Source organism: Streptomyces sp. NBC_01016 (assembly GCF_026341035.1).
GTDB lineage: Bacteria > Actinomycetota > Actinomycetes > Streptomycetales > Streptomycetaceae > Streptomyces.
This window is the reverse complement of the sequence record NZ_JAPEOQ010000002.1, coordinates 1,529,865-1,542,583: the sequence shown is the minus strand read 5'-3', so window position 1 is coordinate 1,542,583 and position 12,719 is coordinate 1,529,865. Positions and strand designations below refer to the sequence as shown.

Here is a 12,719-nt window from a genome sequence, read left to right as displayed (position 1 = left end):
CGTGGGAGCCGAAGCCTGCGGCTCAGCCGCGCTCCAGGCGTACGACGACGGGCGCGCCGAACGGGTCGCCGCTCTGCATGACCTCCACCTTTCCGGCGCCGATCCATTCGTCGGTGCCCGGGATCCGGTGGATCTCCTTCAGCCACAGCATCTGGTTCGAGGCCTTGCGGGCGCCGGTCGACAGGGGCAGTCGCTCGCGTTTGATCTTCACGCAGCGGTTGTCGTCGGTCAGGTACCAGTTGCCGTCGAGGAAGAGGCCGCCCTTTTCCTGGCCGACCGGGATCCGCAGCTCGCACTGGCCGGGGGCCGGGTCCTGGTCGGCCCACTTCGCGCCGTCCCAGCGCAGCCGGATGTACTGGTCCTCCGGTTCGGGCTCGACCTCGCCGTGGTTGAAGGAGTTGGTGCCGTACGCGCGCACCTGCCCGTCTTCGAGTGCGAAGACCTTGTTCAGGCCCGCTACGGGTTCGGGCGGGATCGGCTCCTCGAAGCGGGCCCGGGGCGTGTCCACCGGCTTCCAGGACGTGCCGTCCCAGTGCGTGGAGGCGGGCTGGTCGTACGGCTCGCCGTGCACGGTCCCGGTGCCGGGTCCGGTGGAGCGGCTGCCGACCGCCCAGACGTCGTCGGGGCCCGCGACGGCCAGGTCGCCCACCTTGTACGGGAGCCGGGTCGTGGTCCAGCGCGTGCCGTCCCAGTGGGCGGCGGTCTGCTCGCCGGTGAGCGTCCAGATGTCGTCGGGGGACGTGGCGTGGAGGTTTCCCGCCGCACCGGGCGGCGGGTTCGGCACCGGGGACCAGCGGGTGCCGTCCCACTGTGCCCACTTGGCCGCCGCCGCGTCCGCCTGTGGAACGCCTTCCTGGCGCGGCATCGACCGCATCCACAGGGCCTTGTCGCCGACCTCTTCGAGCATGGGCGGGTAGCCCTCACCGTCGCCGAGCGCGTCGGGCAGGGGCTCGCGGCTCCATCGCTCGCCGTCGTAGTGCAGGAGCAGGGACGCGTAGTTGCCGTCGTTCTCGGCACCGGTCGCCCAGATGTCGTCCTCGGCGAGGACCGCGACGTCGGTCAGCTCACCGTTGAAGTCCGCGATGTGCTCGAACTTCCAGGAGAGTTCCGCCTTTTGGGTCTTCGACGGGGAGGGCGCCTTCGCCTGCCCGCCGGGCGTCCCGCACCCCGCGACGGCCAGCAAGGAGGCCACGAAAGCGGCGCACACCGCCGTCCCTCTGCACCGGATCCGCGCTGCGCTCACGACCACTCCCCCTAGTCACTCGCCGGTGTGCCCGGCGCGCGCAGCGTACCCGGAGGCGCAGCGCTTGCCCTGGAGTGCGCTCCAGGTCATACCGTCGAGCGCATCCGGCACCGGCACCACCACAGGAGGCAGCACCCCATGTCGAACCTTCCCACTCGCCGCCTGGGCGCGCTCACCGTCTCCGCGCAGGGCCTCGGCTGCATGGGCATGAGCCACGGCTTCGGCCCGTCCGACGACGAGCAGTCGATCGGCACGATCCACCGCGCCCTCGACCTCGGTGTCACCCTGCTCGACACCTCGGACTTCTACGGAACCGGGCACAACGAGGAGCTGATCGGCCGCGCCCTCGCCGCGCCGGGCCGCCGCGAACAGGCCGTCCTCGCCACGAAGTTCGGCTTCGCCAACAAGCTCGGGGAGCCCGTCGAGATCCGCGGCGACGCCGCGTACGTACGCCAGGCCTGCGAGGCCTCGTTGCGCCGGCTCGGCGTCGACCACATCGACCTGTACTACCTGCACCGCGTCGACCAAAACGTGCCCATCGAGGAGACTGTGGGCGCCATGGCGGAGCTGGTGAAGGAGGGCAAGGTGCGCCACCTCGGCCTCTCGGAGGCGGGCGCGGACACGCTGCGCAAGGCGTACGCGACGCATCCCATCGCGGCGCTGCAAAGCGAGTTCTCGCTGTGGACGCGCGACCTGGAGGCGGAGATCCTGCCGGTGTGCCGGGAGCTGGGCATCGGGCTCGTGCCGTTCTCGCCGCTGGGGCGCGGCTTCCTCACCGGCGCCTACAAGTCGACGGAGCAGTTCAAGGAGGGCGATGTGCGCCGCTCCCAGCCGCGCTTCACGGACGGGAACCTGGAGCGCAATCTCGCGATCGTCGCGCGCCTGGAGGAGTTGGCGGCCCAGAAGGGCGTCACGGCGGGCCAGTTGGCGCTCGCCTGGGTGCAGCACCAGGGCGACGACGTGGTGCCGATCCCCGGCACGCGCCGCCAGAAGTACCTGGAGGAGAACGTGGCGGCGGCGACACTGGAGCTGTCGGCGGACGAGCTGGCCGCGATCGACGCGGCGGCCCCGGCGGGCGAGGTGGCCGGTGACCGCTACGACGCGGGCAGCATGAAGTTCGTGAACGGCTGAGCGCGTGACGCACGTCCTGTGGCTGGGCGGCGCGCCAGGCGCCGGCAAGTCGACGGTCGCCGAGCGCCTCGCGCGGCGGCACGGCCTGCGCAGATATCACGCCGATACGCGCACGTGGGCGCACCGCGACCGGGCGCTCGCGGCGCGCGACGAGGCGGCCGTCCGCTTCGAGACGCTGCCGCCCGACGAGCGCTGGGCGAGACCCGTGGGCGAGCTCCTCGCGATGTCACTGCACCGCGAGCGCGGCCCGATGGTCGTCGACGATGTACGGGCGCTGCCCCCGGCCCCACTGACGGTGGCCGAGGGCACGACGATCACGCCCGGTGTCGCCCGGGCCCTCCCCGGCCGGGCCGCACTGTGGCTGCTACCGACCCCCGAGCTGCTCGAAAAGCGGCTTGCGGAACGGGAGTTGGGGCCCGGCCCGCTGGCCCTGTACCGCCGCCTGGCCCAGGAGATCGCGGAAGAGGTACGGGAGTCCGGCGCGCCCTTCCTGAGCGTCGACGGCAGCGCGGACACCACGGAGGAGGTCGCCCGGCTCTGGGCCGGCCCGCTCGCCGAGGGGCCGCACGCGGGGGCGGCCGATGAGCGCCGCGCCCTGCTCCGTGAGGCCAACGAGGCCGTGGTCGCCCAGATCGCCGGGTACTTCGGCCGCCCCTGGGCGGACGGGGAGCCCGGCGACAGGGAGGTCGCGTTCTCCTGCGAGTGCGGGGACGCGTCCTGTACGGCGAGGGTGACGCGCGCGGCGACGGGGCTCCCGGCAGCTCCCCTCCTGGCCGCCGGGCACCGCGCGCGTCCCTTCACCTCGGGATCGGGAGGGCTCAGCCCTTCTTGATCCTCAGGAGCCCTTCTTGATCCTCAGGAACGTCACCGAGTTCCCCGGAAACGTGTACGTGAACCTGTCGCTGACGCCGTCGAAGGTCGACGTCACCGGCTTCACGGGCCGGTCGGTCGCCGTGTTCTCGGCGTCGGGCGCCGCGGTCAGCGTCGTCACCGCCGCCGAGTCCGCGACGTCGGCGCCGCCGAGGTCGACCTTCGTACGGGCCGCGGAGTCCTGCGCGTTGACGACCTTGACGATCAGGTCGCCGGTCTTCTTGTCCTTGGTCACGACCTGGCGGAACGGCTCGGCCGGCTTGTCGTCCTTGAAGGAGCCCCACTCCTGGCCGTCGAGGTACAGCGTCACCTGGCGGCCGCGCACCTTGATGTCGACGTCGTAGGCGCGGCCGGTCTCGATCGATCCGGCCTTGGACATGAGCGTCGACTTGCCGCCGTTCACGGCCTGTTCGACGGCCGACTGGGTGTTGTTCCAGCCGCCCAGGTTCCACCAGTAGTAGTTCCCGGTGTCCTTGACGCCGAAGGCGACGAGGAAGCCCTCCTTGCCGGACTTCTTGGTGGCCTTCACATGCAGGTCGTAGTTCTGCCAGCTCGGGTCGCCCGCCGTGACCAGGGTGTTCTCCGCGACCTCGTCGGACTGCACGTACTGCCCGTCCTGGACGCCCCAACTCCCGCTGCCGGTACCGGTCCACCCGGCGGCGTCACCGCTGAAGTCGTCGCTCAGCAGCGTCTTCCCGTCGGCGTCCGTGACCTTGACGTCGTCGTACGCGGCGCTGGTCGCCCAGGTGGAGAGGCCCACGGCGCCGGTGATCGGCTCCAGGGTCGACGGGGTGGCGGTGGCCTTCGAGGGGACGACGCGGTCGCCGACGTTGCGCATGAAGAGCTTCTGCACCTCGTAGTCGGCCGAACCCCATGACTTCTGGTCGTCGAACCAGATCATGTCGGGCTTCCACTGCACGGTGTCCGTGCGGGCGAACAGCGGGGCGTACGAGGCCAGTTTGACCACGTCCGCGTTGCGTTCGAGGCCCGTCATGTAGGAGGCCTCGGACATGGCGTTGGACCACTGGTTGCCGAGCGAGGCGTACTCACCGAGGAAGACCTTGGGGCCCTGCCGGTCGTAGGAGTCGTAGCGGTCGTTGTTCTGGAGGAACCACTGCGGGCTGTTGTAGTAGTGCTCGTCGACCATGTCGACCTTGGCGTCCTTGTTGAGCTTCCACGCCGTGTCGAAGGTCGAACCGCTGTCGTCGGGGCCGGAGTTGGAGATGACCGTGACGTCCGGGTACTTGGCCTCGATGGCGGCGCGGAACTGTTTGAAGCGGGCGAAGAACTCCTCGGGAAGGTTCTCCTCGTTGCCGACCTCGAGGTGCGTGAGGTGGAAGGGCTTCGGGTGGCCCATCTCGGCGCGGAGCTTGCCCCACTTGCTGCTGGCCGGGCCGTTGGCGAACTCGATGAGGTCGAGTGTGTCCTGGATGTGCCGCTTCAGGAGCGCGTCGTCGTCGGTGGCCTTGTTCTGGCCGCAGCCGGTGACGAGGGCCGGGAGGACGGGCAGCGGCATCGCGCCGATGTCCTCGGCGAACTGGAAGTACTCGTAGTAGCCGAGACCGTAACTCTGGTTGTATCCCCAGAAGTTGGAGTTGGTGGCGCGCTGTTCGACCGGGCCGACCGTGTCCTTCCACTGGTACGAACGCTTGCGCTCGTAGCCGGAGGCCTCGTCGTACCCCTTCATGGAGCCGGTGTTGACGAGGCAGCCACCGGGGAAGCGAACGAAGCCGGGCTTGAGGTCGGCGACCTTCTGGGCGAGGTCCTTGCGCAGGCCGTTCTTGTGTCCCTTGTAGGTGTCGCGCGGGAACAGCGACACCATGTCGAGCGCGGCGTCCTTGGTGGTGGCGACGGTGAGGCGGCCCGTGGTGGTGTCCTGGCGCGGCGTGAACGTCGCCGTGTACTTCGCCCAGCCGCCGCGCGTCCGTACCTTGCGCGGCGTGGCGAGGGCGCCGTCGGCGTCGCCGAGGGTCACGGTGAGCTCGGATTCGCCGCGTGCCCAGACCGAGAAGTCGTACGTGGCGCCCTTCTTGAGGGTGTAGCCGGTGCCGTAGCCGGAGTTGGTGGCGCTCGAACCGGCGGCCAGGGAGAGGTAGTTGCGGTTGCGCGCGTTGAGTCTCCCGTCGTCGTCGGCGACCTTCGCCGTGCCGCTCGTCTTCCACGCGGTGAGCGGGGTGTACGCGGCGTTGTCGGCGGTGGAGTACTCGAAGGACCTGTTCTGTACGAGCTCGGCGTAGAGCCCACCGTCGGCGGCCCGGTTGATGTCCTCGAAGAAGACGCCGTACATCGTGTCGTCGATGGCCGCGCCCGAGCGGCTCGGGTCGACGGTGACGGAGTAGTCGGTGGCGTCGGCCTTCGTATCGGCCCCGGCAGCCGATGACGGCAGTACGGCCGTGCCCACCAGCAGGGAGCCCACCGCCGCCCCGAGCCCCAGTCTCCAGCCTCTGCGTCGTCCACGCGTCATGCGCACTCCCTCGGATTGTTCGGGGTTTCGTACGGCGTCCTAAACTGCGAACGGCAACATAGGAAGCAGCGGTACGCGCGTCAACGGTTCGCGCAGAGGTGAGCGGGAGTGGTGTGCGTGACGAGTGAACTCTGGCCGGTTTCCGACGTGTTGGCGTTCCTGGCGGGGAGCTGGCGGGTCGAGCGGACGGTACGGGACCTCGCGGCGGACGCGACGGGGACGTTCGCCGGGACGACCGGCTTCACGGCCGAGGGGGACGGCCTGCTGCACTTCGAGTCCGGGACGTTCGAGTGGCACGGGGTTGCCCGGCCCGCCGAGCGCACGCTCCGGTACCTGCCGGGCGAGGAGGCCGGCACGGCCGTCGTGCGGTTCGCCGACGGGCGGTTCTTCCATGACCTGGACCTGCGGACCGGCCACCACGTCGCCGACCACCCGTGTTCGGCCGACCTCTACCGGGGCGAGTTCACCGTGTACGACGCGGAGCGGTGGCGGACCGTGTGGCGGGTGAAGGGGCCCGCCAAGGATCTGCTGCTCACAACGGACTATCGGCGCAAGGGCTTGCTCTAAACGAAGTACAACGCCATCCACTGGTCCGGGTGCTCCAAGGGCTTGAAGCCCACCTCCTCGTACACCCCGTGCGCGTCCTGCGTCGCCAGGAGGATGCGGCGGATGCCCAACGGCTTCAGGTGGTCGCGGATCGTCGTCACCATCGCCTTGCCGATGCCCTTGCCGCGTACCGAGCGGTCGACGTACACGTCGCAGAGCCAGGCGAACGTGGCCTCGTCCGTGACCACGCGCGCGTAGGCGACCTGTTCGCCCGAAGCGGCGTCGTACACACCGAAGTTGAGGGAGCCGGCGAGCGCCTTGTCCTGCTGGGCGCGCGGGCGGCCCAGTGCCCAGTACGCGTCCCCGGAGAGCCACGCGTGGACGCGGTCCGTGTCGATGCGGGCGGGGTCCGTGGATATCTCGTAGCCGTCGGGCAGTGAGCTGGTCATGCGGGGATCCTCACAGGTCGGACGCGGGTGCGTCGAGGGAATTCGGGGGCAGGAGCTCCGCGCAGGCCGCCTTCAGGCGGCGTACGCCCTCGGTGAGCTCGGCGGTCGTCGCGACGCCCACGAAGCTCAGCCGGATGTGCGGCGCCGGGGGTTCGGCCGAGAAGTACGGGCGGCCCGGGGCGACCGCGACGCCCGCGCGCAGGGCGCCCGCGACCAGCGCCGCCTCGTCGCTGCCCTCCGGCAGGCGCAGCCACAGGTGGTAGCCGCCGGCCGGGATGTGCGTGAGGTCGAGCGCGGGGAGGTCCGCGATGATCGCGGCCGCCAGGATGTCGCGGCGCCCCCTCAACACCCCCGCCAGGGTGCGCAGATGGCGCGGCCAGGCCGGGGAGCCGACGAGTTCGAGCGTGGCCTCCTGGAGGGGCCGCGGGACGAAGAGGTGGTCGACGACCTGGATCGCGCGCAGCCGTTCGAGGACGGGCCCGCGGGCGGCGAGGCAGCCGATGCGCAGGCTCGGCGACGTCGCCTTGGTGAGCGAGCAGACGTGGACGACGACGCCGTCGGGGTCGTCGGACGCGAGGGGCCGGGGCAGCGGCCCCGCGTCCTCGTGGACGAGCCGGCGCACGAAGTCGTCCTCGACGATGAACGCCCCGGCCTCCCGCGCGATCCGCAGCACCTCGGGGCGGCGGTCGGCGGAGAGCACCGCCCCCGTCGGGTTCTGGAACAGCGGCTGGCACACGAAGAGCCTGGCGCCGGTCGCCCTGAAGGCCTGCGCGAGGAGTTCGGGGCGCACGCCGTCGCGGTCCACAGGCACCGGCACCGGCCGGAGCCCCGCCGCCCGCGCGATCGCCAACATGCCCGGATACGTGGGCGATTCGACGAGGACGGGGGCGCCGGGCGGCGCGAGTGCGCGCAGCGCGGTGGTGAGCGCCGACTGCCCGCCGAACGTGATCAGTACGTCCGAGGCGGAGATCGCCCCGCCGATGCCGCGCGCGAACCACTCACGCAGTTCGGGCAGGCCGTCGACGGGCGGCTTGGCCCAGGCCCCGGGGCGCCGTCCGGCGCGCGCGAGGGCGGCGGACATGGCGGCGCCCGGCTGCAGGACCGGGTGCAGATAGCCGGTGTTGAGCTCGATGACGCCGGGTGGCGGCGGCGAGAGCGTCACGAGGACGCCCGCCGCGTCGACCGCGCGCGGCACGACCTCCGTCGCGGCGTCGGCGCTCAGCGCGACCTCCTGCCAGGAGGTGTCGCCGACGGGCCCGGCCGAGGCCCGCGCCTCGGCCCGGTAGGCGCCGGCGCCGGGGCGGGTGACGACGAGGCCCTCGGCGGCGAGCTGGGCGAGCGCGCGGGAGACCGTCACCGGACTCACCTTGAAGCGGTCGACGAGGACGCGGCTCGACGGCAGCTTTTCACCCGGCGAGTAGCGGTTCAGCTCGGATCGGAGCTGTTTCGCCAGTTCGCCCACGCTGCTACTCTGTTGCATGAGAGCACAGAATAGCGCTATCGAGCCGGACCGGGTAGCAGTTGCCGAGCGGCCGACCGCCGCGGCCGCCCCGCCCGCGCCCGAGGTCCGGCCGGGCAGGCTCGCAGGAACCCTGCTCGCCGCCATCGGCGTCACGTCCTTCTCGCTCACCTTCCCCGCCACGGCCTGGGGCCTCGAGGGCTTCGGCCCCTATTCGCTGATCAGCGTGCGCTGCGCCTTGGCCGCGCTCGTCGCGGGCGCCTGTCTGCTGGCCCTGCGCGTCCGCGTCCCCGACCGGCGGCACTGGGCGGGCCTCGCCGTCGTCGCCGCCGGAGTGGTGGTCGGCTTCCCGCTGCTCACCACGCTCGCGCTGGAGACGGCGACGACCGCGCACTCCGCGGTGGTGGTCGGCCTGCTGCCGCTGACCACGGCCGTCTTCTCGTCGATACGCACCGGGTCCCGCCCCTCGCGCACGTTCTGGATCGCCGCGTGCGTGGGCGCGGCGGCGGTCATCGCGTTCACGGTGCAGCAGAGCGGCGGCGCCCTCACCCGGGCCGACCTGCTCCTGTTCGGGGCGCTGCTGATCTGCGCGGCGAGTTACACCGAGGGCGGCCGGCTCGCGTCCGTGATGCCGGGCTGGCAGGTCATCGCGTGGGCGCTCGTCCCGTGCCTCCCCCTCGCGGTGGCGGGCGCGGCGATCTCCCTCCCGTACGAGCCGGTGCATCTGACCGGGCACGCCGTGGCCGGGCTGCTGTGGGTGGCGGTCGGCTCGCAGTTCCTCGGCCTGGTCGTCTGGTACAAGGGCATGGCACTGATCGGTATCCCGAAGGCGAGCCAACTCCAGCTCGCGCAGCCGCTGTTGACCCTCGTCTGGTCGGTCGCCCTGCTCGGCGAGGCGCTGCCGGTCGCGGCGCCGCTCACCGCGGCGGCGGTGCTGCTGTGCATCGCGGCCACCCAACGCGCGCGTGGCTGAGGACGGGTCCAACTTCCGTGTGCCGCCGTACACTTGCCGCAACGCAACGGCACGTTGAGGAGGTCACTCCTGATGCGCGCAACCGTAGGGGACCAGCTCCTGGTGCACGGCCGGATCGTCGGGCAGCACGACCGGGTGGCACAGATCATCGAAGTGCTGGGCGCGGACGGCGATCCACCGTTCCGCGTGCGGTTCGCGGACGGCCACGAGGCGATCATGTCGCCGGGCCCGGACGCGGTCGTCCGGCACCCGGCCACAAAGCACTCGGCCACGAAGAAGGCCTGACCCCGGCGTAGGGCCTGTCGGTCAGCTGTAGTGGTCCGCCACCACGCGGACCATCGCGCCGTTCCTGTCCTGCCCGACCTCCTTGGCCGAGAAGAACACGTGCCCGCGCACCTCCGGGAAGCGGTCCGCCAACGTGAGGTGGCGGGACAGCTCGGCGGGGTCCTGCCAGGCGGCGGGCTGCGCCGGATCGCCCGCCTTGTAGAGCGCCTCGCCTATGTAGAGGCGCACGCCCGTGCCCCGTACGACCCGGGCCCACCACGGCACGAGCTTCGCGTAGTCGGCGGCCGCGAAGCCGATGTTCCAGTACACCTGGGGCACCACATAGTCGATCCACCGCTCGCGCACCCACTTACGGGTGTCCGCGTGCAGGTCGTCGTAGGTCTGCACGCCGGCCGTGGTGTCCGAACCCTTCGGGTCGGTGGCCTTGTTGCGCCACACCCCGAAGGGGCTGATGCCGAACCGGGTCCGCGGCCGGGTCTTCCTGATGCGCGCCGCCATCTCCCGGATCAGCCGGTCGATGTTGTCACGCCGCCAGGCCGCCCGGTCCGGGAAGCCGCCGCCGTACGTGGCGTAGGCCGCGTCGTCGTCGAAGGTCTGGCCCGCGACGGGATACGGGTAGAAGTAGTCGTCGAAGTGCACGGCGTCCACGGGGTACTTCTCGACCGCGTCCAGCATCGCGTCCACGACGAAGCGGCGGACCTCCGGCAGACCCGGGTTGTAGTAGAGCTTGCCGCCGTAGGGGACGACCCACTCGGGGTGCAGCCGCGCCGGATGGGTGGGGATCAGCCGACTCGGGTCCGTGTGGTTGGCGATCCGGTACGGATTGCACCAGGCGTGCAGCTCCAGGCCCCGCGCGTGCGCCTCGGCCACCGCCGTGCCCAGCGGGTCCCAGCCGGGGTCCTGCCCCTGCGTTCCGGTGAGGACGGCGGACCACGGCTCGTGCTCGGACGGCCACAGGGCGTCCGCGGTCGGCCGGATCTGGAAGATCACGGCGTTGAGCCGGCGGCGAACGGCCGTGTCCAGGTGCGCGATCAGTTCGGCACGCTGCTCGGCGGCGCCCAGACCCGCCCGCGAGGGCCAGTCCCGGTTGGCCACCGTGGCCAGCCACATGCCCCGCAGCTCCCGCCGCAGCGGCCGCACCGGCCCCGAGGCGGCGGCGTCCGCCGCCGTCGCCGCGGTCAGCGCGAGGACCGCCCCGAGCGTGAACCCGCGCCGCGAAATACGTGAGATACGTCCCATAGGTTCCCCCCAACCTCGTGTGACACGGTGTTGACGGCATGAACAGCCGTTAACCCGGGCTCCACCCCACTCATGTCTACGGGGTAACGTGCGGATCCGGAAGCCCCCGGCGAGACACCGTGCCCCTGGTATCGGTGATCTCCGGACGAAGAGCGAAAGGCACGAGGTGACGGACCCCTTGAGTGACATCCAACGCGTCGGCGTGGTGGGTTGCGGCCAGATGGGCGCCGGAATCGCGGAGGTCTGCGCCCGTGCGGGACTCGACGTGAAGGTGGCCGAGACCACCGGCGAGGCCCTGGAGTACGGGCGCACGCGGCTGCTGAGCTCCCTCTCGAAGGCGGCCTCGCGCGGCAAGATCACCGAGGAGGAGCTGGCCGAGACGCAGGAGCGCCTCACGTTCACCACGGACCTCGGTGAGTTCTCCGACCGCGACCTCGTCATCGAGGCGGTCGTCGAGAACGAGCAGGTGAAGACGGAGATCTTCCAGGTCCTCGACCAGGTCGTGACCCGGTCCGACGCGATCCTCGCGTCGAACACCTCCTCCATCCCGCTGGTGAAGCTGGCCGTGGCGACGTCCCGCCCGGACCACGTGGTCGGCATCCACTTCTTCAACCCGGCGCCGGTGCAGAAGCTCGTCGAGCTGATCCCGGCGCTCACCACGTCCGAGGGCACGATCAGCCGCGCCCAGGTCATGGTGGAGAAGATCCTCGGCAAGCACGCGATCCGCGCCCAGGACCGCTCGGGCTTCGTGGTGAACGCGCTGCTCGTGCCGTATCTGCTCTCCTCCATCCGGATGTTCGAGTCGGGCATCGCGAGCCGCGAGGACATCGACAACGGGATGGAGCTCGGCTGCGCCCACCCGATGGGCCCGCTCAAGCTCTCCGACCTGATCGGCCTCGACACCATCGTCTCCATCGCGGACTCGATGTACGACGAGTACAAGGAGCCGCTGTACGCCGCTCCCCCGCTGCTGCAGCGGATGGTCGACGCCGGTCGGCTCGGCCGCAAGAGCGGTTCGGGCTTCTACACCTACGCCTGACCACGCAGCGTAATCCGCAAGTGGGCCCGGTGTTCTTCGGAGCACCGGGCCCACTGCGTTCGCACGGGGAGTGCGCAACTGACCCGCATATGCCGTTCGCACACGCTCCCGCCGCGTCCACCAGGCGAGTTGACTCCGGTCTGTACATCAGTGAAGACACGACTGATGCCACGATCGAGAAAGGAGCCAACTCGTGACCACCGACCCGGATAATCCCGTGGTCCCGGAAGAACTCGCAGAGTTACGACGGGTTTTCGAGGTTCAACTGACCCGCATCGACGGTCAACTGGCCCTGCACACACACCGCGACGACCAGACCGCCAAGGATCAGGACGATCTCAGTACCCGGCTCAGCGCGCTCGAGAACACTCGCTGGCCGTTGCCCACGGTGGCCGCGCTGACCTCGGTCGGCGCGTTGGCCATCACGGTGTGGCAGGCCCTCGGACACTAGCCCCCGAAGGGTGCTAGCCGAGGCTGTGGTGGTGCAGGAGAAGTAGTGCCGCCGCCATGTTGGCGGCCGGGACCTCTCCGCGAGCGATCATGTCGGGGACGAGTTTGAGCGGGACCCATTCCCTGCGGTCCGACTCGAAATCGTCCTGGGGGTGGCCGATGTACGTTCCCTCGTCGGTCCAGTAGATGTGGTGCCGGGCGTCCGTGAGGCCGTTGGACGGTTCGACGCTCATCAGGTGCCGCAGCGGTCCCGGCCGCCAGCCGGTCTCCTCCTCCAATTCCCTTGCCGCCGCGTACGCGATGTCCTCCCCGTCCTCGACGACACCCGCGGCGAGTTCCCAGCCCCAGCTGTCGGTGATGAAGCGGTGCCGCCACAGCAGGAGCACCTCGTGCGCCTCATTGACGATCGTGGCGACAGCCACGGCGCGCAGGCGTATCACGAAGTGATCGAGGTGTCGGCCGTCCGGCAGAGCGACGTCTGCCAGGTTGACGCTGAACCATCGGTTTGCATACACAGTTTGTTCGTTCTGTTTCGTCCACTGCACGGTTCTGCCACCTTCCGCCGAGTTGC

Annotated in this window: 13 protein-coding genes; 7 read left to right on the top strand and 6 right to left on the bottom strand. The window is 70.7% G+C overall.

The window, feature by feature from the left end:
* Positions 1–22 precede the first annotated feature (22 nt).
* Positions 23–1,192 carry a hypothetical protein gene (locus OG746_RS33750; RefSeq protein ID WP_266721626.1) on the bottom strand — a complete coding sequence of 390 codons (1,170 nt, stop codon included), beginning with the start codon at positions 1,190–1,192 and terminating at the stop codon, positions 23–25.
* Between the two features lie 189 nt (positions 1,193–1,381).
* Between OG746_RS33750 and OG746_RS33745 the strand changes: the two genes are divergently transcribed.
* Together OG746_RS33745 and OG746_RS33740 are read left to right on the top strand one after the other, a co-directional pair.
* Positions 1,382–2,374, top strand: a complete 993-nt coding sequence (locus OG746_RS33745) for an aldo/keto reductase (RefSeq protein ID WP_266721624.1) — start codon at positions 1,382–1,384, stop codon at positions 2,372–2,374.
* 4 nt (positions 2,375–2,378) lie between these two features.
* Entirely contained in the window at positions 2,379–3,206 is an 828-nt protein-coding gene (locus OG746_RS33740; protein WP_266721622.1) for an ATP-binding protein, read from the top strand.
* A 3-nt stretch (positions 3,207–3,209) separates the two neighbouring features.
* Here the strand turns inward: OG746_RS33740 and OG746_RS33735 are convergent, their stop codons facing one another.
* On the bottom strand, positions 3,210–5,708 hold the full coding sequence (locus OG746_RS33735; protein WP_266721620.1) for an alpha-L-arabinofuranosidase family protein: 2,499 nt from the start codon (positions 5,706–5,708) through the stop codon (positions 3,210–3,212).
* A gap of 117 nt (positions 5,709–5,825) precedes the next feature.
* On the opposite strand from OG746_RS33735, the gene OG746_RS33730 reads away from it, so the two are divergent.
* Complete coding sequence (locus OG746_RS33730) at positions 5,826–6,275, top strand: DUF6314 family protein (protein ID WP_266721618.1); 450 nt, start codon at positions 5,826–5,828, stop codon at positions 6,273–6,275.
* Here the strand turns inward: OG746_RS33730 and OG746_RS33725 are convergent.
* Both OG746_RS33725 and OG746_RS33720 read right to left on the bottom strand, forming a co-directional pair.
* On the bottom strand, positions 6,272–6,703 hold the full coding sequence (locus tag OG746_RS33725; protein WP_266721616.1) for a GNAT family N-acetyltransferase: 432 nt from the start codon (positions 6,701–6,703) through the stop codon (positions 6,272–6,274). The genes OG746_RS33730 and OG746_RS33725 overlap by 4 nt on opposite strands.
* A 10-nt stretch (positions 6,704–6,713) precedes the next feature.
* The gene (locus tag OG746_RS33720) at positions 6,714–8,183 is read right to left on the bottom strand and encodes an aminotransferase-like domain-containing protein (RefSeq protein ID WP_266721614.1); all 1,470 of its coding nucleotides are present in this window, start codon (positions 8,181–8,183) and stop codon (positions 6,714–6,716) included.
* Here OG746_RS33720 and OG746_RS33715 point away from each other — a divergent pair.
* Positions 8,182–9,135, top strand: a complete 954-nt coding sequence (locus OG746_RS33715) for a DMT family transporter (protein WP_266721612.1) — start codon at positions 8,182–8,184, stop codon at positions 9,133–9,135. The two genes, OG746_RS33720 and OG746_RS33715, sit on opposite strands and share 2 nt — an antisense overlap.
* A gap of 72 nt (positions 9,136–9,207) precedes the next feature.
* Positions 9,208–9,420, top strand: coding sequence for a DUF1918 domain-containing protein (locus OG746_RS33710; RefSeq protein ID WP_266721610.1), 213 nt, complete (start codon positions 9,208–9,210; stop codon positions 9,418–9,420).
* A 21-nt stretch (positions 9,421–9,441) separates the two neighbouring features.
* On the opposite strand, the gene OG746_RS33705 is transcribed toward OG746_RS33710, so the two are convergent.
* Positions 9,442–10,650 (bottom strand): family 10 glycosylhydrolase, encoded by a 1,209-nt coding sequence (locus OG746_RS33705; RefSeq protein WP_524540545.1) that lies wholly within the window; start codon positions 10,648–10,650, stop codon positions 9,442–9,444.
* Between the two features lie 187 nt (positions 10,651–10,837).
* On the opposite strand from OG746_RS33705, the gene OG746_RS33700 reads away from it, so the two are divergent.
* Together OG746_RS33700 and OG746_RS33695 are read left to right on the top strand one after the other, a co-directional pair.
* Entirely contained in the window at positions 10,838–11,698 is an 861-nt protein-coding gene (locus tag OG746_RS33700) for a 3-hydroxybutyryl-CoA dehydrogenase (RefSeq protein WP_266721606.1), read from the top strand.
* 193 nt (positions 11,699–11,891) lie between these two features.
* Entirely contained in the window at positions 11,892–12,149 is a 258-nt protein-coding gene (locus OG746_RS33695; protein ID WP_266721604.1) for a hypothetical protein, read from the top strand.
* Between the two features lie 13 nt (positions 12,150–12,162).
* On the opposite strand, the gene OG746_RS33690 is transcribed toward OG746_RS33695, so the two are convergent.
* A complete protein-coding gene (locus OG746_RS33690) occupies positions 12,163–12,693 on the bottom strand; it encodes an NUDIX hydrolase (RefSeq protein ID WP_266721602.1) in 531 nt (176 codons plus the stop codon).
* Positions 12,694–12,719: the final 26 nt, after the last annotated feature.

Bases quoted from the DNA above. Each gene is read 5' to 3' on its own strand.
- OG746_RS33745 (WP_266721624.1), top strand. From the start codon at position 1,382: ATGTCGAACCTTCCCACTCGCCGCCTGGGCGCGCTCACCGTCTCCGCG.
- OG746_RS33735 (WP_266721620.1), bottom strand. From the start codon at position 5,708: ATGACGCGTGGACGACGCAGAGGCTGGAGACTGGGGCTCGGGGCGGCG.
- OG746_RS33725 (WP_266721616.1), bottom strand. From the start codon at position 6,703: ATGACCAGCTCACTGCCCGACGGCTACGAGATATCCACGGACCCCGCC.
- OG746_RS33715 (WP_266721612.1), top strand. From the start codon at position 8,182: ATGAGAGCACAGAATAGCGCTATCGAGCCGGACCGGGTAGCAGTTGCC.
- OG746_RS33720 (WP_266721614.1), bottom strand. From the start codon at position 8,183: ATGCAACAGAGTAGCAGCGTGGGCGAACTGGCGAAACAGCTCCGATCC.
- OG746_RS33710 (WP_266721610.1), top strand. From the start codon at position 9,208: ATGCGCGCAACCGTAGGGGACCAGCTCCTGGTGCACGGCCGGATCGTC.